Source organism: Pseudalkalibacillus hwajinpoensis, from assembly GCF_039851965.1.
Classification (GTDB): domain Bacteria; phylum Bacillota; class Bacilli; order Bacillales; family Guptibacillaceae; genus Guptibacillus; species Guptibacillus hwajinpoensis_E.
The window spans coordinates 482,789-508,979 of sequence record NZ_CP156674.1; the positions used below are offsets into that span (position 1 = coordinate 482,789).

Annotated in this window: 29 protein-coding genes; 2 read left to right on the plus strand and 27 right to left on the minus strand. The window is 42.9% G+C overall.

Translation table 11 applies throughout. From position 1 onward, the window contains the following. Positions 1 to 148 precede the first annotated feature (148 nt). Positions 149 to 373 (plus strand): DUF1128 domain-containing protein, encoded by a 225-nt coding sequence (locus ABFG93_RS02405; protein ID WP_347550377.1) that lies wholly within the window; start codon positions 149 to 151, stop codon positions 371 to 373. Positions 374 to 407: 34 nt separating this feature from the next. Here ABFG93_RS02405 and rnc read toward each other — a convergent pair whose 3' ends face one another. From rnc to ABFG93_RS02460, 11 genes are all read right to left on the minus strand, one after another. Continuing rightward, positions 408 to 1,199 carry a ribonuclease III gene (gene rnc / locus ABFG93_RS02410; RefSeq protein WP_347550378.1) on the minus strand — a complete coding sequence of 264 codons (792 nt, stop codon included), beginning with the start codon at positions 1,197 to 1,199 and terminating at the stop codon, positions 408 to 410. Between the two features lie 111 nt (positions 1,200 to 1,310). Next, positions 1,311 to 1,544, minus strand: coding sequence for an acyl carrier protein (gene acpP / locus ABFG93_RS02415; protein WP_048309824.1), 234 nt, complete (start codon positions 1,542 to 1,544; stop codon positions 1,311 to 1,313). Between the two features lie 67 nt (positions 1,545 to 1,611). Next, complete coding sequence (fabG, locus tag ABFG93_RS02420; protein ID WP_347550379.1) at positions 1,612 to 2,352, minus strand: 3-oxoacyl-[acyl-carrier-protein] reductase; 741 nt, start codon at positions 2,350 to 2,352, stop codon at positions 1,612 to 1,614. Positions 2,353 to 2,354: 2 nt separating this feature from the next. After that, positions 2,355 to 3,296 (minus strand): ACP S-malonyltransferase, encoded by a 942-nt coding sequence (gene fabD / locus ABFG93_RS02425; RefSeq protein ID WP_347550380.1) that lies wholly within the window; start codon positions 3,294 to 3,296, stop codon positions 2,355 to 2,357. Beyond that, on the minus strand, positions 3,296 to 4,294 hold the full coding sequence (gene plsX / locus ABFG93_RS02430) for a phosphate acyltransferase PlsX (RefSeq protein ID WP_347550381.1): 999 nt from the start codon (positions 4,292 to 4,294) through the stop codon (positions 3,296 to 3,298). The genes fabD and plsX overlap by 1 nt, the downstream gene beginning before the upstream one ends. Positions 4,295 to 4,310: 16 nt before the next feature. After that, positions 4,311 to 4,868 carry a transcription factor FapR gene (gene fapR, locus ABFG93_RS02435; RefSeq protein WP_347550382.1) on the minus strand — a complete coding sequence of 186 codons (558 nt, stop codon included), beginning with the start codon at positions 4,866 to 4,868 and terminating at the stop codon, positions 4,311 to 4,313. Positions 4,869 to 4,990: 122 nt separating this feature from the next. Further along, a complete protein-coding gene (gene recG / locus ABFG93_RS02440) occupies positions 4,991 to 7,021 on the minus strand; it encodes an ATP-dependent DNA helicase RecG (RefSeq protein ID WP_347550383.1) in 2,031 nt (676 codons plus the stop codon). A 6-nt stretch (positions 7,022 to 7,027) separates the two neighbouring features. Further along, the gene (sdaAA, locus tag ABFG93_RS02445; protein WP_347550384.1) at positions 7,028 to 7,915 is read right to left on the minus strand and encodes an L-serine ammonia-lyase, iron-sulfur-dependent, subunit alpha; all 888 of its coding nucleotides are present in this window, start codon (positions 7,913 to 7,915) and stop codon (positions 7,028 to 7,030) included. Positions 7,916 to 7,929: 14 nt separating this feature from the next. Beyond that, the gene (sdaAB, locus tag ABFG93_RS02450) at positions 7,930 to 8,592 is read right to left on the minus strand and encodes an L-serine ammonia-lyase, iron-sulfur-dependent subunit beta (protein WP_347550385.1); all 663 of its coding nucleotides are present in this window, start codon (positions 8,590 to 8,592) and stop codon (positions 7,930 to 7,932) included. A 90-nt stretch (positions 8,593 to 8,682) separates the two neighbouring features. Then, a complete protein-coding gene (locus tag ABFG93_RS02455; RefSeq protein ID WP_347550386.1) occupies positions 8,683 to 10,359 on the minus strand; it encodes a DAK2 domain-containing protein in 1,677 nt (558 codons plus the stop codon). Positions 10,360 to 10,381: 22 nt separating this feature from the next. Beyond that, the gene (locus ABFG93_RS02460) at positions 10,382 to 10,744 is read right to left on the minus strand and encodes an Asp23/Gls24 family envelope stress response protein (protein WP_347550387.1); all 363 of its coding nucleotides are present in this window, start codon (positions 10,742 to 10,744) and stop codon (positions 10,382 to 10,384) included. 456 nt (positions 10,745 to 11,200) lie between these two features. On the opposite strand from ABFG93_RS02460, the gene rpmB reads away from it, so the two are divergent. Beyond that, entirely contained in the window at positions 11,201 to 11,386 is a 186-nt protein-coding gene (gene rpmB, locus ABFG93_RS02465) for a 50S ribosomal protein L28 (RefSeq protein ID WP_347550388.1), read from the plus strand. A gap of 44 nt (positions 11,387 to 11,430) precedes the next feature. Here rpmB and spoVM read toward each other — a convergent pair whose 3' ends face one another. The 16 genes from spoVM to ABFG93_RS02545 form a co-directional block, all read right to left on the minus strand. Further along, on the minus strand, positions 11,431 to 11,514 hold the full coding sequence (spoVM, locus tag ABFG93_RS02470) for a stage V sporulation protein SpoVM (RefSeq protein ID WP_347552733.1): 84 nt from the start codon (positions 11,512 to 11,514) through the stop codon (positions 11,431 to 11,433). A gap of 99 nt (positions 11,515 to 11,613) precedes the next feature. Beyond that, entirely contained in the window at positions 11,614 to 12,279 is a 666-nt protein-coding gene (locus ABFG93_RS02475) for a thiamine diphosphokinase (protein ID WP_347550389.1), read from the minus strand. Beyond that, entirely contained in the window at positions 12,276 to 12,827 is a 552-nt protein-coding gene (thiT, locus tag ABFG93_RS02480; protein ID WP_347550390.1) for an energy-coupled thiamine transporter ThiT, read from the minus strand. The genes ABFG93_RS02475 and thiT overlap by 4 nt, the downstream gene beginning before the upstream one ends. Positions 12,828 to 12,916: 89 nt before the next feature. Further along, positions 12,917 to 13,564, minus strand: coding sequence for a ribulose-phosphate 3-epimerase (gene rpe, locus ABFG93_RS02485; protein WP_347550391.1), 648 nt, complete (start codon positions 13,562 to 13,564; stop codon positions 12,917 to 12,919). A 1-nt stretch (position 13,565) separates the two neighbouring features. Beyond that, positions 13,566 to 14,453, minus strand: coding sequence for a ribosome small subunit-dependent GTPase A (gene rsgA, locus ABFG93_RS02490; RefSeq protein WP_347550392.1), 888 nt, complete (start codon positions 14,451 to 14,453; stop codon positions 13,566 to 13,568). 10 nt (positions 14,454 to 14,463) lie between these two features. Continuing rightward, entirely contained in the window at positions 14,464 to 16,515 is a 2,052-nt protein-coding gene (gene pknB / locus ABFG93_RS02495) for a Stk1 family PASTA domain-containing Ser/Thr kinase (RefSeq protein WP_347550393.1), read from the minus strand. Next, positions 16,509 to 17,267: a Stp1/IreP family PP2C-type Ser/Thr phosphatase gene (locus ABFG93_RS02500; RefSeq protein ID WP_347550394.1), complete on the minus strand. Its 759-nt coding sequence runs from the start codon at positions 17,265 to 17,267 to the stop codon at positions 16,509 to 16,511. The genes pknB and ABFG93_RS02500 overlap by 7 nt, the downstream gene beginning before the upstream one ends. Before the next feature lie 78 nt (positions 17,268 to 17,345). Next, entirely contained in the window at positions 17,346 to 18,680 is a 1,335-nt protein-coding gene (gene rsmB / locus ABFG93_RS02505; RefSeq protein WP_347550395.1) for a 16S rRNA (cytosine(967)-C(5))-methyltransferase RsmB, read from the minus strand. A gap of 3 nt (positions 18,681 to 18,683) precedes the next feature. Beyond that, complete coding sequence (gene fmt / locus ABFG93_RS02510; RefSeq protein WP_347550396.1) at positions 18,684 to 19,622, minus strand: methionyl-tRNA formyltransferase; 939 nt, start codon at positions 19,620 to 19,622, stop codon at positions 18,684 to 18,686. A 2-nt stretch (positions 19,623 to 19,624) separates the two neighbouring features. Beyond that, entirely contained in the window at positions 19,625 to 20,104 is a 480-nt protein-coding gene (gene def, locus ABFG93_RS02515) for a peptide deformylase (RefSeq protein ID WP_347550397.1), read from the minus strand. Between the two features lie 24 nt (positions 20,105 to 20,128). After that, the gene (gene priA, locus ABFG93_RS02520) at positions 20,129 to 22,528 is read right to left on the minus strand and encodes a primosomal protein N' (protein ID WP_347550398.1); all 2,400 of its coding nucleotides are present in this window, start codon (positions 22,526 to 22,528) and stop codon (positions 20,129 to 20,131) included. Next, the gene (gene coaBC / locus ABFG93_RS02525) at positions 22,525 to 23,730 is read right to left on the minus strand and encodes a bifunctional phosphopantothenoylcysteine decarboxylase/phosphopantothenate--cysteine ligase CoaBC (protein WP_347552734.1); all 1,206 of its coding nucleotides are present in this window, start codon (positions 23,728 to 23,730) and stop codon (positions 22,525 to 22,527) included. The genes priA and coaBC overlap by 4 nt, the downstream gene beginning before the upstream one ends. A gap of 209 nt (positions 23,731 to 23,939) precedes the next feature. Next, positions 23,940 to 24,146, minus strand: a complete 207-nt coding sequence (rpoZ, locus tag ABFG93_RS02530; protein WP_431522036.1) for a DNA-directed RNA polymerase subunit omega — start codon at positions 24,144 to 24,146, stop codon at positions 23,940 to 23,942. Next, complete coding sequence (gene gmk, locus ABFG93_RS02535) at positions 24,146 to 24,760, minus strand: guanylate kinase (protein ID WP_347550399.1); 615 nt, start codon at positions 24,758 to 24,760, stop codon at positions 24,146 to 24,148. Before gmk ends, rpoZ begins: the two co-directional genes overlap by 1 nt. A gap of 22 nt (positions 24,761 to 24,782) precedes the next feature. Then, the gene (gene remA / locus ABFG93_RS02540) at positions 24,783 to 25,043 is read right to left on the minus strand and encodes an extracellular matrix/biofilm regulator RemA (RefSeq protein ID WP_159782328.1); all 261 of its coding nucleotides are present in this window, start codon (positions 25,041 to 25,043) and stop codon (positions 24,783 to 24,785) included. A 70-nt stretch (positions 25,044 to 25,113) separates the two neighbouring features. Beyond that, positions 25,114 to 25,992, minus strand: coding sequence for a YicC/YloC family endoribonuclease (locus ABFG93_RS02545; protein ID WP_347550400.1), 879 nt, complete (start codon positions 25,990 to 25,992; stop codon positions 25,114 to 25,116). Positions 25,993 to 26,191: the final 199 nt, after the last annotated feature.

Below are 26,191 nucleotides of genomic sequence, written 5' to 3' on the forward strand. Positions count from 1 at the left end.
ACGATACTACGTCAGGACATGTTACAATAAGAAAAGCCTAAAGCTCCTTTATGAGAGCTGGCATACTAACATGGCGAGCGAATACACCTCTCCATGAGTTTGGAACTCGAAACAAATTAAGTAAAACTTATTAAGGCAGGTGGTACATATGGATCTTACGATTAAATCTGAAGAAAACCTTGCATTTATGATTGAAAGTATTAAAGAAAAGATGCAGGTGATTAACGCTGGAATGATTAAACCAGAATCCTACGATATGTCTTCTTATGAAGACATTCACGAAATTTACGTGATGGTGAGCAAAAAAGAATCTCTTAGTGTTGGAGAAATGCAGGCATTACTCGCTGAACTCGGAAAAATGCGCGCATCTTAGGAAAGCGAAACGTTCAAAAAAAGAATCCTGTTTATCAGGATTCTTTTTCACTGCGTTCTTTTAAATTCATTAGTGCTTTCTGGGCAGCCATCTGTTCAGCTTCTTTTTTTGAGCGTCCGGTCCCAACGCCAAGGTCGTTTCCATTTAACATTACTTTTGAACCAAATTCTCTATTGTGTGCAGGTCCTTTTTCTTCTGTAATTACATAATCAATGATGCCAAGACTTTCACGTTGAATGACTTCTTGAAGCTGGCTTTTATAATCCATCACATGAGAAAAAGCACCGGCATTGATCTTAGGGTAAACAAACCTCTCAAGAAATTCAAAGACGACTTCAAGGCCTCGATCAAGATACATCGCACAAACAAATGATTCGAACACGTCAGCAAGCAATGCGGGTCTCATTCGCCCCCCTGTCATTTCCTCGCCCTTGCCAAGTAGCACAAGATGTCCGAAATTTAAATCGTTTGCGAATTGAACTAGTGAGGGTTCACAAACAATTGCGGCTCTAAGCTTTGTCAGCTGGCCTTCACTCATGTTCGGGTACTTTTCAAATAAGTATCTTGATATTGTGAGCTCAAGTACGGCATCTCCAAGAAATTCAAGACGTTCATTGTCCATCTGCGGATGCAGTCGATGCTCATTCACATAGGATGAATGGGTAAAAGCCTGAAAAAGCAGCTGTTCGTTTTCGAACGATACACCAATTTCCTCTTGAAATGCAGCAAATTGCGATTTAATCGCGTCTCCAACCACGAGTTGTCGTGAATGCTTAGGTTTGAAACGTCTGGCTCTCGTTTTTGGTGAATGCTTTGATTTGGACATAGATACCTCCACGACTTATCACTATCATCTTTGTTTACTATTTCTTAGTTACAAGGGAATAAAGCCCCGCTTACCGGGGCTGATTCCACAACTTCAGGCTTAACCTGAAGATTATTGATGGCTATTTATGTAATCAATTACATCGCCAACTGTTACAATTTTCTCAGCATCTTCATCGGAAATTTCAAGATCAAACTCATCTTCAAGTTCCATGACTAATTCCACTACATCAAGGGAATCGGCGCCAAGGTCGTCTTTGAAAGAAGCTTCTGGTTTAATCTCAGATTCTTCAACTCCAAGACGATCAACAATAATCTTTGTTACACGCTCTAGTGTATCTGCCATTAGACTCACCTCCCCTCAAGCTATTATAGGATATCTAAAGCGAAAAAACTAGACATTGGATAAAAAGTTACATGACCATGCCGCCGTCAATGTGAAGGGTCTGGCCTGTAATGTAATTGGCATCATCTGAGACAAGGAATTTCGTCGCTTTCGCAATATCTTCAGCTACCCCAAGTCTTGCGAGCGGAATTTGTCCTTTCATTCCGCTTTTCACTTCATCAGAAAGCTCATCTGTCATATCTGTCTCAATGAATCCAGGGGCAAGGGCGTTCACCGTGATGTTCCGGCTTGCGAGCTCTTTCGCCGTCGTTTTCGTTAACCCAATTACACCAGCTTTAGCAGCAACGTAATTAGCCTGTCCTGCGTTCCCAGCGACTCCTACTACTGATGCCACATTTACAATACGCCCATAGCGCTGTTTCATCATCTGCCGTGTAACCGATTTTGTGCAGTTAAAGACACCTTTTAAATTCGTGTCAATAACCGCATCCCATTCTTCTTCCTTCATTCTCATGATAAGGTTGTCACGGGTTATACCTGCATTGTTGACAAGAACTTCGATACTACCAAACGTTGATACAACTTCCTTAATCATCGTCTGTACTTCTTCCATACTGGCAACGTTCGCTTTGATCGCAATGGCCTGACCACCAGCCGCTTTGATTTCTTCCACAACTGCGTTTGCCTTCGCTTCACTTCCAGCGTAGTTCACCGCTACATTCATACCTTCTCGAGCAAGTTCAAGAGCAATTGCACGCCCAATTCCACGAGAAGCACCTGTTACTAGCGCTGTTTTATTTTCAGCCATCGTTATTCCTCCCCTAACTTTTCAATAAGCTGGTCGAGTTGCTCAGGCGTACCGACCGCATGAACGGATGCTCGACGATTTACCTTTTTCACAAGTCCTGACAGAACATTCCCTGGTCCTACTTCGATAAATGTATCAACACCAAGGTCCATAAGCTTACGAACTGTATCTTCAAAGAGAACAGGTGAGTAAATTTGCTTAAGAAGATTTTCATGAATCTCAAGAGCAGATGTAGTAGGCTCAGCCGTGACATTTGCTATTACAGGAATCGATGCATCATGAATCTTTATCGCTTCAAGAATCGAAGCTAGTTGATCAGCGGCAGGTTTCATCAAGCTCGAGTGAAACGGTCCGCTTACCTGCAACGGAATAACGCGGCGAGCTCCCTTTTCTTTCGCTACTTCCGATGCTTTTTCTACGCCTTCTTTTGCTCCAGAAATAACGATTTGTCCAGGACTATTTAAGTTCGCGAGCTGTACCGTTGCGGTTGACGCAGAAACGTCATCCACTACTGCCTGTAGCTCTTCTCTCTCCATCCCCATAACAGCCGCCATTGCACCTTCACCTGAAGGGACAGCTTCTTCCATATAAAGTCCACGATTTCGTACTGCGAATACGGCATCCGAAAATGACAGGGCACCTGAAGCAACAAGCGCTGAATACTCACCAAGGCTATGGCCAGCCGTGTAGTCCGCTGTAATTCCCTTTTCACGAAGGGCTTCAAGTACCGCTACGCTAGCAGTTACAAGAGCAGGCTGTGTATTTTCCGTTCTCGTTAAAGTTTCGATTGGTCCATTCATGATTAGCTTTGTTAATTCAAAATCGAGGCGGTTATCGGCTTCTTTAAAAACATCTTTCGATACCGAATAGGCATCCATAAATGCCTGTCCCATACCGACTGCCTGTGAACCCTGGCCTGGAAATAGAAATGCTGTTTTACCCATTATTGATCTCCTTCCTTTTTTACAAGCGAAGTTTGAATCGCTGTAACGACATTACCGGTTACCATCATTCTTGCCTGTTTAATCGCACTAAAGACAGCACGGCTATTTGAGGAACCGTGTGCTTTAATAACGGGTGCCTTTAAACCAAATAATCCAGCACCGCCATATTCTGAATAATCAAGTTTCGAGCTTAGGTTCTTCAGCTTTGGCTTCAAAACACCTGCTGCCAGTTTACTTGTGAATGAGCTCGTTAGCTCTTCTTTCAACATCTTAAACATGGTGAGGACTGTTCCTTCTATCGTTTTTAACACAAGATTACCAGAAAATCCATCACAAACGACAACGTCCGCGGCATTACCAAGGATGTCTCTTGATTCGACGTTTCCTACAAAGTTAAGTCCGCTATCCTGAAGAAATGTAAATGCCTGTTTACTAAGTTCATTCCCTTTTCCTTCTTCAGTGCCGATATTTAAAAGACCCACTCGTGGATTCGAAACGCCGCGTACTTTTTCAGCATAAATGGAACCCATATGCGCATATTGAAGCAAATGCTCAGGTTTCGCATCCATATTCGCTCCAACATCGAGTAAAACGAACCCTTTTTCATCTATCGTCGGAAGTGTTGGCGCGAGGCCAGGACGTTCTATTCCATCAATCCGTCCGATGTATAACAATCCAGCTGACATAAGTGCTCCAGTATTACCAGCAGAAATGGCCGCATCGGCACGGCCTTCCTTCACTTCATTCACCGCTAGAACCATTGAAGCCTTCTTCTTTCGACGAACGGCACGTACTGGCTGATCCTCTGATTTGATATATTCTTCTGTATGTAAAATCGAAATTCGATCTTTGTTGCCTTTTAGAAGCGGATTAATCTTCTCCTCATCGCCCACAATAGTCACAGATAGATCTTCAAATGCCTCTATCGCTTCGTAAACACCATCAATTATCGATTGAGGTGCATTATCGCCGCCCATTGCATCAATTGCAAGTCTCATTTCATTCAACTTCCTTTCAGGATTTCGTCGAGCGGTACATCACAAATTCCCCGGTTAAAACAATTTCGTTCTGAACAAAGCTATTTACTTCGACAGTCGTGCGATCTTTGCTTCGTTCGGTTACGGTTGCTTTTGCTACTACTCGTTCGCCTTCTTTCACCTGACTTGAAAAGCGGATGTTCGCTGTTGCAGTCAGTGCGAGCTCATCGTTAATAATGGCAACGGCGAGCGAATTCGCCTGTGCAAAGAGATGATGGCCTCTCGCAATCTTGTTCCTAGAAAATACATGTTCAGTGCGTATATCAAGAATAGAGATTGCACTTTCATCAAGCTGCAAATCAATCACCTGACCAATTACTTCGTCGATCGGAAGTGCTTTGACTTCATCAAGCTGCTGCTGAGCCACATATTTAATCCGTTCTCTTAATTCCGGAATGGAAAGCTCTAACCGATCAAGTCTGATTGTCTGAATACTTACACCAAATTTATCTGCAAGTTCCTCATCAGTTATAAACGGAGTACTTTCAATTGTTTCCTTTAAAAGCTGCTGTCTATCTTTTTTACTCCTTTTCATACGCTACCGCCGCCTATCTAGCATTAATAAACGGATAAAAGAGGATCACTTGATCCTCTTTACCTCACTCTTATGACTAGGTCCTAAAAGTTAGTATATACTGCAGCATATGATTTTGCAAGCTAATCAAGCTTCTCGCCGCTCAACACGCCCTGTTCAGTCAGGTAGTTCCTAAGACTAGTATAGGTGCTGTCTTCCCAGAATGCACTTGACTCTACAAGGGCAGCGGCATCGTTTCTTGCAACTTCTAAAACACGGTAATCATGCACAAGGTCTGCTACTTTAAACTCCGGCAAACCACTTTGCTTTCGACCGAAAAAGTCTCCAGGTCCTCGAAGTTCAAGGTCTCGCTGTGAGAGCACAAATCCGTCATTGGATTCCGTCATGATTTGCATGCGTTCCTTTCCGACCTCAGATTTCGGATCAGCGAGCAGCACACAATACGATTGGTCTTTACCGCGACCAACACGTCCCCTTAACTGGTGAAGTTGAGCTAGCCCAAACCGTTCGGCATCATAAATAACCATAATCGTAGCATTGGGGACGTTAACACCAACTTCTACAACAGTAGTAGAAACGAGAAGTTGAACATCCTTTGTACTAAATTGCTCCATCACAGCTTCTTTTTCATCAGAGCTCAATCTTCCATGCATCAACCCAACTTGATACTCTGGCAGGGCAGTTTGCATCTGGAAATGAACGTCGATCGCATTCTGTACGTCTAGTTTCTCTGACTCTTCTATTAGCGGACAGATCACATACCCCTGTCTGCCCTGATCCAATTCTTTTTTGACAAATTCTAGTACCCTGGTCAGCATAGATGGTTTTGCCCAGTATGTTTCAATCGGCTTTCGACCCGCTGGCATTTCATCAATGGTCGATACATCCATATCTCCAAAAACGGAAATCGCAAGCGTTCTAGGTATTGGCGTTGCCGTCATATAAAGAACGTCCGGGCTAAGGCCCTTTTCTCTTAGTACCCGTCGCTGCCCTACACCGAACCGATGCTGTTCATCCGTAATGACCAATCCAAGTTTCAGAAAGACAACTTCATCTTGAATTAACGCATGTGTACCAATCAATAAATCAACTTCTCCGTTCTCGAGTCTTTCGAGAATTTCCCGTCGCTTCTTTCCCTTGACAGAACCTGTTAAAAGTTCAACCTTAAGAATTCCGCCGAGAAGTTCTTGAAATGATTCAAAATGTTGCTCAGCAAGAATTTCAGTCGGCACCATGAGCGCTCCCTGGTTACCAGCGAGATATGAAGCATATAACCCGATTGCCGCAACCACCGTTTTACCAGAACCTACATCCCCCTGAAGCAGGCGATTCATTCGATATGGGCTTTCCATATCTCGCAATATTTCACCGACAACGCGATTTTGAGCGCCAGTCAAAGGAAACGGAAGGCTCTGAATAAATTCTTCAAGACCTTTTTTTTCATAGTACTGGGAAGCGCCTTCCGTGCTTTCACGCTCCTTTTTTCTAAACACTTGCATTTTTAACTGAAATTGTAGAAGCTCTTCGTATACAAAGCGTCTTCTCGCCTGTTTTAAGCCATCATGGGATGTGGGCGCATGCATCATAAAGATAGCATTCTTCCGTGGCATCAGCTTATATCGCTCTAACATTTGCGGTGGAAGATTTTCATCTATTTGATCCCCAAATTGCTTCAGTGCAAGCTGAATGTATCGCTTCATTGCCTTTACTGTCACGTCTCCCCCAACTGGATAGATAGGCTCAATTGTTCCATCAGGATTGTGGCTAGAAAATGTAATTTCATTGGCTGAGAGTGTCATTTTGTGCTGATCCCATTTCCCTGTTACGGTAACGATTTGTCCGAGGGTAAACTGTTTTTTTAGAAAGGCGCGATTAAAAAAAACGGCTGTTATGAGGAACTTTCCTACTAACAACCTTACAGACAACCTTGATTTTTTCTTCCCATAAAAGCGGACAACAGGTTCACTGTGCACTTTCCCTTCTAGCGTTGCGCGTTCTTCGTGCTTTACCTCTGAGAGATCCTTTAGCTCGTAATCTTCATAGCGAAACGGGAAGTATTCAATTAGATCTCGAATTTTGTTTATACCGATTGAAGAAAGTGAAGCAGCCTTCTCATCCCCAATTCCTTTTATTTGCGTTATATTCTCCTCCATACCCAATCACTTCTTATCAAGGGCAACGCCAAATATTTTCGCTTCAAGTTCACGACCGGTCGGTGTTGCAGCAAGTCCACCCTGTGCTGTTTCACGAAGTGCTGAAGGCATTGTCTGACCAATTTTATACATAGCATCAATGACCTCATCACATGGAATTCGGCTAGTGATTCCTGCTAGTGACATATCAGCTGCAACAAGAGCATTGGAAGCGCCCATCGCATTTCGTTTCACGCACGGAACCTCCACAAGTCCCGCGACTGGATCACAAACAAGCCCGAGCATGTTCTTCAGTGCGATCGCAAAGGCATGTGAAGATTGTTCAGGTGTTCCCCCCATTAGTTCAACAATAGCAGCAGCAGCCATACCTGTAGCTGACCCAACTTCAGCCTGACAACCGCCTGCAGCACCCGAAATAGAGGCATTATTGGCTACAACAAATCCAAACGCTCCGGAAGTAAACAAATACCTGACCATTTGTTCTTCGGTTGGATTCACTTTTTCCTTAATCGCAAAAAGCGTTCCTGGCACAACACCAGCCGATCCAGCGGTAGGTGTTGCACAAATGGTACCCATAGCAGCGTTCACTTCGTTCGTCGCGATCGCTTTACTGACGGCATCAAGCATTGTTTGACCTGAAAGCGAGTTACCTGATTTCATATAGTTCTGCAAAAGAACAGCATCCCCACCTGTAAGGCCAGAGTGTGAACGAACGTTTTCTGTAATTCCTCGTTTCACTGCCTGCTCCATGACAACGAGGTTATTTCTCATTTGTTCGTAAACCTGCTCGCGGCTACTACCTCGAAAGTCCATTTCTTGCTCAATCATCACTTCAGATATCGGTATATTCTTCGACTGTGCGAGCTCGACTAGTTCTGCTACATTACGAAACATTGTCATTCCTCCTCTTACTCACTAATTTTAGCTACCTGGATTATATTTGGTAACAATTCGACTGCATCCAGAACTACTTGAGGAATATTCTGATCAACTTCAATCGTCATAAGAGCCTCTTTCCCTTTTTCTTTTCTGGATACGTTCATATGACCAATGTTGATCTCATGTTTTGCAAGCGTATTTGATACGCCAGCAATTGCACCGAAGCGATCATTGTGAACGACTAGGATGGCAGGGCTATTCCCAGAAAGACCAAGCGCAAAGCCATTAAGTTCAATTACCTCAATTTTCCCACCACCAATTGAGATCCCAACAAGCTCAAGCACACCCTTTTCATCCGATAGCTGAATTCGAGCTGTATTCGGATGATCGGTCAACGCATCTTCTTCAATAAACCGAACCTTTATCTTCTTTTCCTCCGCTATTGTAAGCGCATTCACGATGCGTTCATCATAAGTATCAAAATCAAGCACGCCACCTACAAGGGCTACGTCTGTACCATGACCTTTATATGTTCTTGCAAATGAACCGTAAAGTGAAATGGTGATGCTTTTTGGCTCACGTCCAAACAGATGCCTCGCCACTCTTCCGATCCTTGCTGCTCCGGCTGTATGTGAGCTAGAAGGGCCAATCATGACCGGACCAATAATATCAAAAACACTGCGAAACTTCACAATGACTCCACCTTTCATTAGGGCAGTTAACAGAAAAAGAAAACCTGGCTCATGCCACGTTTCTTTTTCTGCATTTATTTATCTATCGGTCTACTCGACAGCAATAATATAAGCATAAATCGGCTGTTTACCTGCATGAAGCTCGACTTCCACATATTCGAAAGTATCTTCAACGAAAGATAACAGCTTTTCAGCTTCCTCTTCATCAGCGTCTTCACCATAAATAATAGTAACAATCTCATCATCATCAGTAATCATCGACTGCAAAAGCGATGAAGCGACATCGAATCGAGATTCCTCAGAAACCATGATTTTTCCATCAGCAATGCCCATGAAATCATCTTTTGCGATGTCTATACCATCAATTTTTGTGTCTCTTACTGCAAAGGTAACCTGACCAGATTTAACAGCTGAAAGACTTTCCTTCATCGTTTCTTCATTCACTTCAGGTTCAACGGATGGATTGAATCCAAGCAGACTTGAAATGCCCTGAGGAACTGTCTTCGATGGAATGACGATCACATTTTCTTCCACTACGGATGCTGCTTGCTCAGCTGTCATCACAATATTACTATTGTTTGGTAAAATAATAATATTTTCTGCGTGAACGGCTTCAACAGCTTTAATAATATCCTCTGTACTCGGATTCATCGTCTGTCCACCAGGAATCACATAACTCGCTCCAAGACTTTCAAAGAGTTCAGCAATGCCTTCACCAATTGAAACGGTTATGATTCCATACTTCTTACGCTCAGCCGATTTTTCCTGTTTCTTAGAAGCTGAACGTTCTTCTTTAAGAAGCGTTGAATGCTGTTCGCGCATGTTTTCAATTTTAATCTTGATTAAACTACCGTAATTTTGTGCATACGTCATGATATTACCAGGGTATTCTGTATGCATATGTACCTTCACTAGATCCTCATCAGAAACGACAAGAAGGGAATCACCATGCTTATCAAGTTCATTTCTGAATGCTTCCTCATCGTATGGAGAATTAGCTAGCTTCTCATCCTCAAACTGAACCATAAATTCAGTACAATATCCGAATTCGATATCTTCTGTTTTCATGTGACCCTGTGCACCTTTGTGATGCTCAGCACGCACTAGCTCGTCCATTTTTTCCTGATCTACTGAAGAATCCGGCGTTTCTCTTCCTTCGAGGACTGCGAGGAATCCTTCGTAAATAAGAAGAAGGCCCTGGCCACCTGAATCGACAACCCCTACTTCCTTCAAAACAGGAAGTAAATCTGGCGTCCGATCTAGAGACGCTTTGCCTTCTTGCACAACTACCTGCATTAGTTCGACTACATCGGTTATTTTTTTAGCGGATTTCACAGCTTTTCTAGCAGCATCCTTTGCTACTGTTAAAATCGTACCTTCCACAGGTTTCATCACAGCTTTATAAGCAGAGTCCACACCATGTTCGAGTGCAGCAGCAAATTCAACGCTAGTAACCTCAGACTTGCCCTCAATCGCTTTTGAAAAACCTCTAAATAATTGCGAAAGAATAACGCCAGAGTTTCCGCGAGCGCCCATAAGCAGGCCTCTTGCGAAAAGAGATGCCACATCTCCTACTTTCTCAGAACTACTTGTTCTTACTTCTGCTGCACCTGACGTAATGGTCAGATTCATATTCGTACCGGTGTCTCCGTCAGGAACCGGGAATACGTTTAACGCATCAACCATTTTCGCATTTTTAGAAAGATTGTTTGCTCCTTCAAGAACCATATGCGCAAATCGTTTACCGTCAATCTTTTCAATCGTCACAGACTGTTCCTCCTTACTCCACTTAAGGGTTGGTCACCCTGACCCCTTGAACGTAGATGTTTACTGAATCCACCGATAGTCCGAGCATCTGGTCAAGCTGGTACTTTACTTTTGTTTGAACATTATGAGCCACTTCTGAAATTTTCGTACCATAGCTCACGATAATATACATATCGATATTAAGCTCATCTTCTTCTTTGCGAACTACAATCCCTCTGCTAAAGTTATCTTTTCCCAATAATTCAGTAATGCCATCTTTAAGCTGCTTCTGAGAAGCCATACCTACGATACCATAACAGTCGATCGCTGCGCCACCTGCAATCGCAGCTACCACTTCCGTCGAAATATCAATCTGTCCGTATTGGGTTTTCATTTCAATTGCCATTCTATTTCCTCCCTTAGCGATTTGGGTGTTGACCATATATTCATTCTATCGTAATTCAGACACTCCTGATGAATTTTATCCTACCCTTTAGAGACAGTAATACCCCCCTCAGGGAACATAGGTCAATCAAGACATTTAGGTGGGGGGTTAACTGTCCCTAAAGGTCCGTTTGGTTCAACTAAGCATCAGAGGGGATGAATGAAAATACCCTCTAATGGAAGTTTCACTTTATATATAGAATAAATCCTGTACAGAGCTAACGTTATTTTACTACAATATCAGTGATATTAAAAGTTCGTCATTCAAAACGTCTATTCTGATCACCTTTTACTGTTAAGTTTTTTTCTTGATAACCAGAGTTAAACATCTTGCATTCACTACACCTACATGATACTATAGTGGAGGATTTATCCTGCACTTTTTGTGCAATGTAGGACAGTAAGGAGGTCGAAATAAATGGCTAAATGTGCAATCACTGGTAGAAAGACTGCGTTTGGTAACAAGCGTTCTCATGCGTTGAATACAACAAAGCGTAAATTTGGTGCTAACCTTCAAAAGGTACGTATCATGGTAGATGGTAAACCAAAGAAAGTTTACGTTTCTGCTCGCGCTCTTAAATCAGGTAAAATCGAACGCGTATAATAACATTAAAAAAGCACCCGTAGGGTGCTTTTTTTGTTGCTCTGTTAATCATTTTTTTTAAAAGACCCGAGCACAGCCCTCACAAAACCGCCGAGAAACTTTGGTAATTTAATCGTATAGAACTTCATATTTCCCCCTCCTCAGAAAGTCAAAAAATGGACCTCAGGATGAACAATATGAGAATATAAGATGCATTACTATTATATTCGCCGAAATTTAAATAGTACCTAAACCTCCTGTTCGGCGTCCGAACTTCTTACCACCAATAGTATGCCCTGATCAAATGAATAAGACCCATTTTCCTCTACTACCTCATTGCTAATACATAAACTTGAACCCCAGACGACCGTTTCATTCTGGAGTGGGTAACGAAATCCGCGGAGAGTTAACCCAACCACTTCTGGTGTAAACGAGAGAAATGACATGTATGGATAACGGGGATCCCTTTCTACATCGTATGCTCCTGGCTCTTTTATTTCCAGACGGTTGAGACGGTCTTCGATTGCAACTTTTGCATTCGAACGAATTCCTTTGATTAACATCTGAACATTTATCCAGCTATGATCGAGACGCCCCCCCGTTACACCAAACATTACGATTTCAGCAGGCTCTTCACTCAAAGCCCACTCAAGTGCGATTTCAAGGTCCGTTTGATCTTTCTCCGATGGATAGACTGTAAACGAAAGCTCATGCGTTTCCATCCACTCCCGTTCAGCTGCTGAAACCGAGTCGAAATCGCCGAATCCCCGCTCAGGTAAAATATTATTTTTTAGCAGTGTGTAGACCCCTCTGTCAACGCCTATCCATCGGACCTGACCTTTATTCTTAAGTAAATTGATCGGAAGGTCTTCTAATGGACCGCCAGCAACAATATAAATGAGCTCTTTCTTCATTTGTTATGAACCAGCTTAGGAGCAGTAGACGAAAGCAGTGCAATAACAGCGAACGATATGGCTGCTGTTGGAAGCAAATATGAAGCGTTATATAGAATTGAATAGAGCGCAACAGGTGTCCCTTCTGGAGCCATATATCCAAACCAGACTACGCCTGAAACAAAATGACTGGCTAATCTGCACAATGAGCCAACAAGACAACCGATGGCGATCATCGTTATCCGCTTTCTCTTCACTGCTGTAGCGGATACGCTAAATAACCCCGCAGTCCCCACTAACATAAACGCTATAGGGTAATCGAGCAGAAATTGAATCGGATGTACATAGAAGGGAGCGCTGATCAGCGGCTGTAAAATACCAACGAGTAATCCTGCGATTAGACCTGGACCGAGCCCTCTGCGGAAGGAAATGACAAAAATCGGGACCATTGCAAGGGATACAGAACCTCCATTTGGCCATAGTCTGAGTGATAGTAAATCAAGAATAATTCCTATTGCCGCCATAAGCGCAATTTCAACGAGCAGCACAAGTCTATTGTCTTTCTTCATTTTGTCTCCCCTTCCTTATGATCGCTCTCTTCTGTTTGTTAGATACGATCATATCGTATAAAAAAACAGCGGGGTTTTCACCCGCTGCCTTATGCCTTTCGAATCCGATCAATCGCCGCTTTTCGGTCAGATTGATTGTAAACGGCTGATCCAGCGACCAGAACGGTTGCACCAGCTTCTATGCATTTCCGAGCGGTCTCTTCATTGACGCCCCCATCGACCTCAATCTCAGGCGACACGCCAAGTGAATCGGCTAGTTGTTTGGTTTCAGCAATTTTGGAAACGACTCTCTCGATGAAAGCCTGTCCGCCAAATCCAGGGTTTACTGTCATTAATAGAACAAGATCTACGTCTTCAATTACATGCTTGATCGCATCAACTGGTGTAGCTGGATTTATGACAACACCTGCTTTTACACCTTTACTTTTTATCAGCTGAATCGTCCTGTGCAAATGGGGGCATGCTTCCGCATGAACGGTGAGTATGTCCGCCCCAGCATGAGCGAATTCCTCGATGAAGAGATCCGGATTTTCAATCATAAGATGAACGTCAAGCGGGAGCGATGTCACTGGTCGCAGTGCACGGACGATCGGTGCCCCGATCGTAATATTTGGGACAAAGTGCCCGTCCATTACATCAACATGGATATAATCTGCGCCCGCCGCTTCAACATCTTTTACTTCTTCTCCCAATCTCGCAAAGTCTGAGGCGAGGATCGATGGTGCAATTTTTATCATATCAGTACCTCCGTTTTTGGTCCTTAATTTCCTGAAAGAAAGAAGAATAATGATCGTACCGGTAAGGTTTAATTTCGTCGTTCTCAACAGCTATTTTCACTGCACAGCCCGGTTCAGCCTGATGTGTACATGCTCTAAATTTACACTCATTGCTTATTTTTCTAATCTCGGGAAAATAAAGCCATAAATCATCAGCTTCAATTCCTCTGAAATCCAGCGAACTAAAGCCCGGCGTATCAGCTACTAGCCCTGATCCAAATGGAATAAGTTCCACGTGGCGGGTTGTGTGCTTTCCACGGCCAAGATGAGTGGAAATGTCACTCGTATCAAGATCTAACTCAGGATTAATCGCATTAAGCAACGATGATTTACCAACGCCAGACTGCCCGGCAAACACAGTCACCTTATCCTCAAAATACGGTGCTATTTCTGACACACCTGATAAGCTTTGAGTGGAGGTAACTACGACATCATATCCAATCGCTTGATAGTCTTCTCCATATGCCAGAACCTCCTTTTCAAGAGATTCTGAAACCAGATCAATTTTGGAAATACAGATAACCGGTTTGATATCACTTGCTTCGATATGAACGAGAAATTTATCAAGCAGCTGGGTATTAAAAGAAGGCTGGGTAGCTGAAAAAACGAGAAATGCCTGATCCACATTCGCAATAGGTGGTCTGACTAATTCGTTTTCACGTTCATTAATCTCCAGAACATAGCCATCCGTTTTGTTTTCTGCTTCATAAACCACATAATCTCCCACAAGAGGAGTGATTTTACGCTTCCTAAAGTTCCCTCTACCTCTGCACTGGTAAATCTCCTTGTTTCTTTCATCCTGCACGTAATAAAAGCCGCTTAACGCTTTAATTATTCTTCCATCTGCCATGTAGGACTCCTTACTCGTTTTTTCCATATTTTTGTTTCGCTTGTTCGTACGTGATCGTTTTTGAATTCTCTTTTTTCTCTTTCCCATCGACAAGGACCTTATAAGATGCTTCCTCACCTGGATAGATGGTCATATCGAACTCAAATTCACTCTTTTCTGTGATTTCTTCTGAAATTTCTCCACTCGGTGTTTTCGAATCTGTGTAAAGAATTTCAATTAAACGAGATTCGCCTTCTTTTACTTCAAAAGTGAACTTGTTTGGAAAAACAATCGCTTCTTCTTCTGGAGACGGCTCCGGCTCTGGTTCAGGCTCCGGCTCTGGTTCAGGCTCCGGCTCTGGTTCGGGCTCCGGCTCTGGTTCAGGCTCTGGTTCAGGCTCTGGTTCGGGCTCTGGCCCTTTAGATAAGGTGAGGGTTATGACATCTCCCTCATTAACCTCAGTAACAGCGCCAGGCGATTGCTCCATGACAGTTCCCTCTTCAACCGTATCACTAAACTCTGGATCGTTATACGATATAGATACATTAATATCCTTTGCGTAAGCTTCTGCTTCTTCTTTTGTTAAATTCGTTAAATCTTTAAGAAGGGCGGGCTCTGGTCCGAGGCTATACCAGATAATGACGCGATCTTCCGTCGGAAGGGTCATTTTTCCTGCTTCAGGGTTCTGGTCATAGATTTCCCCTTCAGGATCGTCACGATACTCCCCTTCGTATTTCACGTTTTTAAAACCTTCTTCATCTAATAATGCTTCTACTTCACTCTTGGATCTGCCAATAAAATCATCCATTTCCATTTTTTCCGCACCTAAACTGACATTAAGCGTGATGGTGCTATCTTCTTTAACCATAATCCCTGACCCAGGCTCCTGGCTAATAACATCATCTTCTTCTACTTCTTCATTGAACTGCTCTTCTTTTTTTACATCAAGCTTCTGCTCAATTAATATGTTTCTAGCTTCTTCGTAGGTCATACCTGTAACATCAGGAACTTCTACGTCACTTACATAAAACAAGCCAGGCATAAACGTAAAGGCAAGGGCGGCAGCACCACCAAGTAGAAGTATAATGAGAAAGACAATTGTTGCGATTTTTCCTGCCTTCTTTTTCTTCTTGGGAGGAGTGTTATCAATCTCTGTTTTTACTGTTTTTATTGTTTCTTCTGTTTTAGGGTTATCTGGGGTGACAGGAGTTAGTATTTTGGTTGCTTCAGCATCGGTCGATTCGACGGGTCTGTCATATTCTTTCGTTGGGTCTAGAGATAGGTCAAGTGCTTCATACATCTCATTTGCACTTTGAAATCGCTGAGCTGGCTCCTTTGCCATTGCCCTCATAATGATATTTTCGATATTTATAGGCAATGACGTATTGATCAAGCTTGGCTTCGGAAAACGATCCTGTAAATGCTTCAGAGCAACGGATACTGGTGAATCTCCTGAAAACGGAAGAACCCCTGTTACCATTTCATAAAGCACAACACCAAGTGAATAAATGTCCGATCGCTCATTTGCAACGCCGCCACGCGCTTGCTCCGGGGAAAAGTAGTGAACGGATCCAAGTACAGAATTCGTATGAGTTATAGTCGCAGAAGTAATTGCCATCGCAATGCCAAAATCAGTCACTTTCGCTTCACCATACTCATTAATTAAAATATTATGAGGTTTAATGTCACGATGGATAATCTGATTTTCATGTGCATGTTCAATGGCAGATGACATTTGTTTCATTATGTCGACAGCCTCTGTTATGGGTAGAGCTCCGCGGTTACGGATTTTTTGTTTCAGTGTCGTCCCTTCTACGTATTCCATTACGATATAGTAAAAGTCTTCTTCTTCTCCTACATCATAAATTGACACGATATTAGGGTGATCCAAACTGGTTGCAGATTCCGCTTCTCGGCGAAACCGTTTAATAAACTCATCGTCTCGTGAAAATTCCGGGCGCAAAAGTTTAACAGCTACCGTTCGATCAAGAATTAAATCCAGCGCTTTATAGACAATTGCCATTCCACCGTCACCGATGACCTCAAGCAATTTATATCGCCCATTAATATGTTTGCCTAACATGAGCGATCACTTCCTGCAGAAGGAGAATTCTGAATAAGCGCTACTGTGATATTATCTTCTCCCCCTGCTTCATTTGCGAAACGGATTAGCTGAGCTGCTTTCTCTTCGAGCGTTTGATCTGAATTCATCACTTCTTGAAGTAATTCGTCTGATACTTTATTTGTTAGCCCATCAGAACAAAAAAGGGCGGCCTCTTGTTCGTCCCACTCGAAAGTATGAATATCTACCTTGACACCCTTGTCGGTTCCAAGCGCACGCAACAGGACATTCTTTCGAGGATGATCCTCAGCCTCCTCTTCTGATAGCTGCCCGCTTTTCACAAGTTCATTGACGAGAGAATGATCACTGGTCTTTTGATCAAGAACCTTACTACCAAACAAATAAGCCCGACTATCTCCAACATGACCAATTGTAATAAATTCATTCGTACAAACGGCTGCAACGAGGGTTGTTCCCATACCCGCATATTCAGGCTTTTCTTTTGAGTAATCTAGAATGGTTTCATTTGCTTTTTGAATCGTATGTAACAGCCACGCTTCCGCTCTACCTGGCCTGAAACCAGCTTTCTCATCTTCCCAGCTCATTTGCATGGATTCAACCGCAAGGGAACTTGCGATATCTCCAGCCTGATGGCCGCCCATTCCGTCAGCCACAATTACAAGATATTCACCCAGGCTATTTTGCACTGCATTTGTACTGTCTTCATTGTATGCCCTTACTTGTCCTCGGTCTGTCAATGTTACAGCTTGCATGTGGTCACCCCGTCTCTTATTTCCACTGCTAACGTGGCATGAACCGCTCATTTCTGTGCGATTCACCACCGTTAACTTTTATTTTTTAATGAAACATGCGATATAAAAACCATCTGTACCGAAATAATGCGGTAGCAGTTGAAGCTGACCATCTTCACAATACTGTGTAGCTTTTTCAGGCAATCGGTCTGCAAGTGTCTGGTCAAGCTCAAATTCAGGATGATCCTGGAGGAATTGTTTTACCACTTCCTGGTTTTCTGCCTCTTCTATTGTACACGTACTATAAACTAATTTTCCACCAGGTTTTAGTAGACTTGCCTGTGAATCCAGAATCCCTTTTTGGACCTTTGTAATGCGATCTATGTCTTCCTCTTGTTTTGACCATTTAATATCAGGCTTACGTCGAAGAACACCAAAACCGGTACAAGGAGCGTCAACAAGTATGCGATCGAATGAGTTTGGTTTAAACCGTTCAGAAACCGTTCTGCTATCAAGCGTCTCTGCTTCAATCGTAGATAGCTTCAATCGTTCTGCCTGCTTCTTAATCAACTTCACTTTATGAGCATGTAGTTCAAGTGAATTCACGTGGCCTGAGCCATTTAGACGTTCTGCAATATGTGTTGTCTTTCCACCCGGTGCAGCACATGCATCAAGTACAGACTGACCCGGCTCCACTCCAAGCGCTCTTGCGACAAGCATTGAACTTTCATCTTGGACCGTTAAATCACCACGCTTATAAACATTGGTCTCAAAAAGCTTGCCTTCAATAACTTTGACACCATCAACCGAAAGGCTCCCCTTAACAACTTCAACGCCTTCACTTTCAAGATCCTTTATCACCTGATCAACGGAGGTTTTCATCGAATTTACCCTGGCTGTCACGTAAGGAGCAAGAAGGTTTTCTTCACACATTGCTTCCGTAGCTTCAACTCCAAGCTGCTCAATCCAGCGCTGAACAAGCCAGAGCGGGTGGCTTTTCGCAATCGAAATACGTTCTGCAACGTCTCCAATTTCCTCCGGATTTCTAAGGCCCTTACGCTGGGTATTGCGGAGAACGCCATTGACCAATCCACTGATCCCTTTGTGTCCGCGCTTCTTAGCAATTTCCACCGCTTCATGGATAATTGCACGGTCCGGAACGCGATCTAGGTAAATCATCTGGTAAAGTGAAAGTTGCAAAAGTGAAATAACCCAGTTTTGAACTCTTTTGCGGTTTGTAAGAAAATCATCTAGATAGAAATCGAGCGTCTTCTTACGCTGGATCGTTCCATAGACGATCTCCGTTAATAAACCAGTATCTTTACGGCTCAGCTGATGCTTTTTAATCGTTTCATTTAACAGCAGGTTACTATATGCCTGATTTTTATTGATTTTTTCAATTACGTCAAGTGCTGCTTCTCGTACATTAGTCATGTGTTATTCACCAAATCTTTCATTTTTATCGAATGTTCGTCCTTGTAGATACTGAGAGGATGTCATCCGTTTCTTACCAGCGGGTTGAATATCAGTAAGTTTAATCGCAGTGGTGTTACCCGTTGCAATGACTGGGCCGTCGCTTTCAGTGTATAGCACGGTTCCAGGTGCTGCCTTTTCAACGCTTTCAACCTTTTCACCCCACCAAATCTTCATTACCTTACCTTCATATTCTGTAAATGCTACAGGCCATGGATGAAGACCTCGAATGTGATTATAAATCTCTTCACCCGGTTTCGACCAGTCAATCTTCTCCTGATCACGTTTAATATTAGGAGCAAACGTAGCTTCTGCATCGTTTTGTTTGACTGGCGTTAGTTTATCATTCAAGAGTTTTGGAAGCGTTTCTTTTAGAAGCTTGGAACCTGATGCGCTTAACTTGTCATGCAGACTACCGGTATGGTCACGTTCTTCAATCGGTACGACCGATTGCGTTAGGATATCGCCTGCATCTAATTTCTCTACCATATACATAATCGTAATGCCCGTCTCCTTATTTCCCTGAAGAATCGAATAATGGATCGGCGCCCCTCCACGAAATGCTGGTAAGAGAGAGGCATGGACATTGATACATCCGTATTCTGGTGCATCAAGCAGCCGTTTCGGAAGAATCTGTCCAAAGGCAGCTGTTACGATTAAATCCGGGTTCAAGTCAAGGATCGGCTGAAGTTGTTTTGGATCTTTCACCTTTTCAGGTTGCAAAACAGGTAAACCATGCTTCAAAGCAGCAACCTTTACAGGCGGCGGGGTCATCACACGTTTTCTGCCCTTCGGACGGTCAGGCTGCGTTACTACGCCGGTAATTTCATACCCTTCATCTACTAACATATCAAGCACAGGAACAGAAAAATCAGGCGTTCCCATAAATACAATTTTCGCCATTGTTACTCTTCCTCTCCTTCCGTCTCAGGATCAATATAGCGAATGACTTTTTCAGTAAACAGAACACCATGCAGGTGGTCAATTTCGTGTTGAATCGCTCTTGCAAAAAAACCTTCTGCTTTCAGTTTAAAGTCCTTACCGAAACGATTCTGGGCCTTTAGTGTTATGCGATACGGACGCTCTACTTCTCCAAACACTCCTGGAAAACTGAGGCAACCTTCAAGATCGACTTCATTTCCACCGGTAGATTTCACGATCTCAGGATTAATAAGCTCCAACGCTTCTTCCTCCCTTGTATCAACAACCGCAATTTGGTGATCGATTCCGATTTGAGGTGCTGCAAGACCAACTCCTTCAGCTGCATACATGGTTTCAAACATATCGTCAAGCAAATTATGTAGCGCTGTATCAAACGTTTCAACACGTCTACATTCCACTTCAAGCACCTCATTTGGATGCAATACAATTTCTCTTATGGCCAACGTCATTCTCCCTTTCGAACTAATTTACATCATCATATAAGGCTGCGTATCAATTGTTAGCTGTAATCCACCACGGCTAATTTCTTTTGAAAAGTGCTTTTGAATTTCTCGTAACTTCTCATGTAATTTTGGTTCAACTTTGTATTTTATCATGCATTGATAGCGATATCTATCTTTGATCCTCGGAATCGATGAGGCGACTGGTCCAAGCACGACACTTGCTGGAGATAAATTCTCTTTTAAGAAGCTGGTGATTTTTTCCGTCACATCCACCGCTTTGGTGAGCTCCTCATGTGACACGTTTATCATCGCTAGAAAATAAAAAGGCGGGTAACCGAATTGCTTTCTCGTTACCATTTCTCGCTGATAGAATGCCTGATAATCATGATCAGCAGCCATTTCAATACTGTAGTGCTCAGGCGTGTATGATTGGACCACAACTTCACCTGGCAACAAATGTCTCCCGGCTCGTCCACTTACCTGTGTAAGTAATTGGAACGTTTTCTCTGAGGCTCGAAAATCAGGTAGGTGCAGCATCGCATCACCAGCTAGAACCCCAACAAGCGTCACGTTTGGAAAATCAAGGCCTTTCGCTATCATTTGCGTACCGAGAAGAATATCTGCTTTTCCTTCTCCGAACTGATTCAACAGCTTTTCATGAGACCCTTTTCGACGTGTCGTATCGACATCCATTCTTACTACCCTTGCCTCGGGTAAAATTTTCGTCAGTTCTTCTTCTACCCGCTGTGTCCCTGTTCCGAAGAACCGAATATGTTCGCTTTCGCATTCTGGACATTTGGTAGGGAACTTTTCCTCATGACCGCAATAGTGACAGCGCATCGTTCCATTGATTTTGTGATACGTTAAACTAATGTCGCAATGCGAACATTCAACAACAAAGCCGCAATCACGGCACATAACAAAGGTGGAATACCCTCTCCTATTCAAAAAAAGAACAGTTTGCTCTTTCTTCTCTAGTCTCTCTTTCAACTTATCGTAAAGCTCATTTGAAAACATCGACCTGTTTCCTGAGCGCAATTCTTCTCTCATATCAACAATTGATACGGAGGGCATTTCCTGTTTATTCACGCGCTTTAATAATTCAAGCAACTTGTAAACACCTTTCGAAGCTCTGGCATAAGATTCGAGTGATGGTGTAGCGCTACCGAGCACAACAGGACAGCGGTACTGCTCGCCACGCTTAATCGCAACATCCCGCGCATGATAACGTGGGTTTTCTTCTTGTTTGTAGCTTCCTTCATGTTCTTCATCAATAATAATAATACCCAGGTTTGTAAACGGAGCAAATACAGCAGATCTAGCACCGACAACGACTTTCACTTCTTTTCGGTGGATTTTTCGCCACTCATCGTACTTTTCTCCTCTGGATAGTCCACTGTGAAGAACCGCTACTTCAGATCCAAACCGACTTTTAAACCTGGTCACCATTTGAGGTGTCAATGAAATTTCCGGTACGAGTACAATCGCTTCTTTCCCCTGTTCAAGAACACGATGAATCGACTGCAAATAGATTTCTGTCTTTCCACTTCCAGTTACACCGTGGATAAGAAATGTTTCATGCTTCTCTATTTCAATACTTTCTAGTATCGGAGAAATGACCTGTTGCTGAAGATCTGTTAGCTCCAGTGGAGCAGAAGTCTTAAAGCTTCGCCCTTTGTATGGATCGCGATATAGCTCTACTTCCTCTTCTTTTAAAATGGATTTTGAAACGAGCGATTTTATCGTCGATCGCGTTGTATCGAGAGTACCCATTAATTCTTTATATGAGACAGCACCAGTATGATCAACAAAATACTGCATGATTTCCTGTTGTTTTAATGCACGGCTGCCCATCTTTTCTTTCTCCACGCTTAGCTCTTCAGGAGTTAGCACGGAGGTAATAGAAAGCATCGTTTTCGGAGCTGTTTTTTCTTTCACATCATACCGAACTTCAAGTTCATCATTCTTAATCGCACGGTTTAGCTCTTTATGACTGAAATGAGAGAGAAAGTCATCCCACTTCACCCCTCCATTCGCTACCATCCGATGCCAGGTAGCCGCTTCATTCTGGCAATTACCATGAACCACTGTCTTAGTAACATTCGCTTTCATTGCAGCGGGAAGCATCACTTGAAGTGCAGAAACAGCGTAACAGAGCGTTTTTTCTGTTAACCAGAAACCCAGGTCTAAGAGCTCCTTCGTCAGCACTGGCGTAACATCTTTCACTTCGCTAATTTCTTTTAATTTATCGTGTTCAGAATCAGTCGCAACAGCAATCACGAAACCCTGAATTTTTCTTGGGCCAAACGGAACAACAACGCGCATTCCCGGTTCAATCATTTCCTCCCACGCTTCCGGAATAGCATAATCAAACAAGCGATCCGTTTGATTCGCCGGAACGTCCACAATGACTTTAGCAATCATTTACGCGTCACGTCCAATCGAATGACTTCATCAAGAATACGGTTTGCGGCATCATGCTTCGATTGAAGAGGAAGCTCCAATCGCTCGCCATCTCTTCTTAACAGCGTCATGATATTCGTGTCTTTATCAAATCCGGCCCCTTCCGATTTAATGTTATTGGCACAGATAAGATCAAGGTTTTTCTTTTCAAGCTTCTTCTGTGCAAACTCATCTAATCGCTCTGATTCAGCTGCAAAGCCTACGAGAATTTGATTTGTTTTCATTTGCCCGAGCGTCCACAAAATATCCTTTGTCCGCTCCATTTCTATAGCCATAGAACCCTCTGATTTCTTTACTTTTTCAGAAGCTATGTAGGCTGGTCGATAATCAGCTACTGCAGCTGCCATAATCAGCACATCTGCGTTCTCAGCAGCTGCCATAACTTCATGATACATTTCATCTGCCGTAACCACATCGATTCGCTCGACGCGTTCGGGTGTTGACAATGATACAGGACCTGTAATTAACGTAACCTCAGCCCCTCGCTTTGCAGCTTCTTCAGCAAGCGCAAAGCCCATTTTGCCAGAGGAGTAGTTTGTAAAATAGCGGACCGGATCAATGGGTTCTCTTGTTGGACCTGCCGTAACGACAATTTTTTTTCCTTCAAGATCACTCGGGCTGTTGAAGTAGATATGAAGCGTTGAAAGGATGTCCTCCGGCTCAGCCATTCGTCCCTTTCCGACATAGCCACATGCCAGCAATCCTTCACCGGGTTCAAGAAAATGACAACCGAACGACCTTAGCACATTCATGTTCTTCTTCACCGCAGGGTGATCGTACATGTGAACATTCATCGCTGGCGCAACCCATACAGGTGCCTGTGTAGCAAGTAACGTCGTTGACATCATATCGTCTGCTATTCCATTTGCTAGCTTTCCGATCATATTCGCAGTAGCTGGGGCAATCAACACAAGATCAGCCCAGTCAGCAAGATCAATATGTGCAACGGAACCTGGATCTTTTTCTTCAAATGTATCTTTATAAACATCATTTCTTGACAATGTTTGAAAAGTTAACGGTGTCACAAACTCAGTGGCCGAATCGGTCATTAACACCTTTACTTCCGCCCCTGTTTGAAACAATTTACTCGTCAACGCTGCCGCCTTAAAAACAGCAATACCTCCACTAACACACAGAAGAATCTTTTTCCCTTTGAGACTCATCACGTTTCACCTTCCACCTCAATAGTTAACATAATATTATTATAGTTAATTTTATTACACTATAATAAAATCAATTACATTACACGCTCGATTTTGAGCTGATCCGAGTGAAACCTTAGTTTCACGGCGTAAAAGAGCATGAATCATCCCAAAACTAACCGAAGCAAGAAAAAAATAACAACCTATTCTCATAGGTTGTTACTCTCACATCAATCTTCTATCATTCCATCAGCAAGTAGTTTGCCGTCCATTACTTCTTCAAGTGCTTTACCGACAGCTTTTACTGACTGTGGACGGTCAACGTACACGTTACCCGTCTGTTGAATAACGCGCGCTCTCTTAGCCGAAAGCGTTGCAAGCGTGTATTTTGAATCAATTCTGTCCATTAGTGAATCAATCGATGGATATAAAATCATTATTTAACCTCCGTTACATTCTTATATTTATGGGCAAGACGATCACGTCTAAGGTGCTCAGCTGTAATAATAGCATGAATTCGCTCACAGGCTAACTCGACTTGATCATTTTCAACGATATAATCGTATTGATCAATCAATTCAATTTCTTCTTTCGCGACACCCATACGGTTATCTATCAAATCATTCGATTCCGTACCACGGTTGACGATCCGATTTCTTAGTTCACTTAAGCTAGGGGGCATAAGGAAGATAAAAGCTCCTTCCGGAAAATGCTTACGAACTTGCTTCGCACCCTGGACTTCAATTTCAAGGAGCACATCTCTTCCAGACTGTAACGTCTCTTCAACATAATCAACAGGCGTTCCGTAATAGTTTCCAACATATTGAGCAAACTCAAGCAGTTTATTATCTTCAATCATACTCTCAAATTCTTCGCGTGATTTAAAAAAGTAATCAACTCCATTCACTTCACCCTCACGCGGTTTACGTGTTGTGACAGAGATGGAATACTGTACTTCCTCTGCATCCTGCATGAATGCTTTCCTTACTGTTCCTTTTCCAACGCCTGAAGGGCCAGAAAGAACAATTAACAATCCCCGTTCTTTTTCCATACTTACCTCCACTTTCTAGATGTTACTCGTCTGACAGCTCGTCTTTATTAACAAGACGTTGAGCTACCGTTTCAGGTTGGACCGCCGAAAGAATCACATGGTCACTGTCAGAAATAATGACAGCGCGTGTTCTTCGACCGTATGTTGCATCCACAAGCATATTGCGATCTCTTGCAACAGTAATAATTCGTTTAATTGGTGCCGATTCTGGACTAACAATTGAGACTATCCGGTTGGCGTTTACGATGTTACCAAACCCGATATTGATTAATTTAATACTCATGGTCGTTCCTCCCAAGAATCACGATTCTATTTTTACACCAGTAGGGTGTTTTTTAACGATAGATACAGATTTATTCAATATTTTGAACCTGTTCACGAATCTTTTCCACTTCGCTTTTAAGATCAACGACATGTTGACTGATCTTATGGTGTGAAGACTTTGAACCGATAGTATTCAGCTCCCGATTGATTTCCTGTACTAAGAAATCAAGTTTCCTCCCTACGACACCATCACTAGTAAGAATATCATGGAATTGGGTTAGATGACTACGGAGCCTGATGATTTCTTCATCGATACTTGCCTTATCAGCAAGAACAGCAACTTCTGCTAGAATCCGCCCTTCGTCTACTTCCTCAAGCTCCTTAAACCCTTCAAGCCTGCTTCGTATTCGCTTTTCAAAAGCGATGGGTACTTGTTCGGAAAGATGAGAAATAGCTGCAATCTCCTCTTCCATCCCCGTAAGTTTCACTTGAATATCTCGATTAAGGGCCTTTCCTTCATTACATCTCATTTCAACTAATGACTTAACTGCTTGATCAAGTGTTTCAAAAATCAATTCTTCCATCTGTTCGATACCTATTTCTTTCTTCTGTACACAGAAGGCATCGTCCAGGCTAAGTAACGAAGCAACAGAGACATCATCTTTAAGACTGTAGCGTTCGGCTGCCTGCCTTAAAACGGTTATGTACTGATCGAGCAGATGCCAATCCGGCTTTACGACACTCGAAGAAAATCCCGCCCCATCGATCGTAAGGTAAACGTCGATTTTCCCTCGATTTACATAGCGCTGAATGGCTGTCTTCATTTTACTTTCTAAATGCAATAAAGCTTTGGGCATGCGAAATGACCCATCAAAGTAACGATGATTTATCGATTTAACTTCAATCGTTAGCTGAATATCATTCCGTTCACATGATGCTCTTCCATATCCAGTCATGCTTTTACTCATTTTATCCCACCTTAAGGGGCAGTAAAACCCCCACCTCAAAATGTAAATCAATCGAGACAATTAGGTGCGGGTCAACTGCCCCTAAAGGTCCGATTGGTTCAACTAACCATCAGCGGGATGAAACAACCCCCCCTCTGATGGAAGTTTCACTTTATCACATCCAATAGCTATTCTTACCAATTGTACCACTTCATTAAAC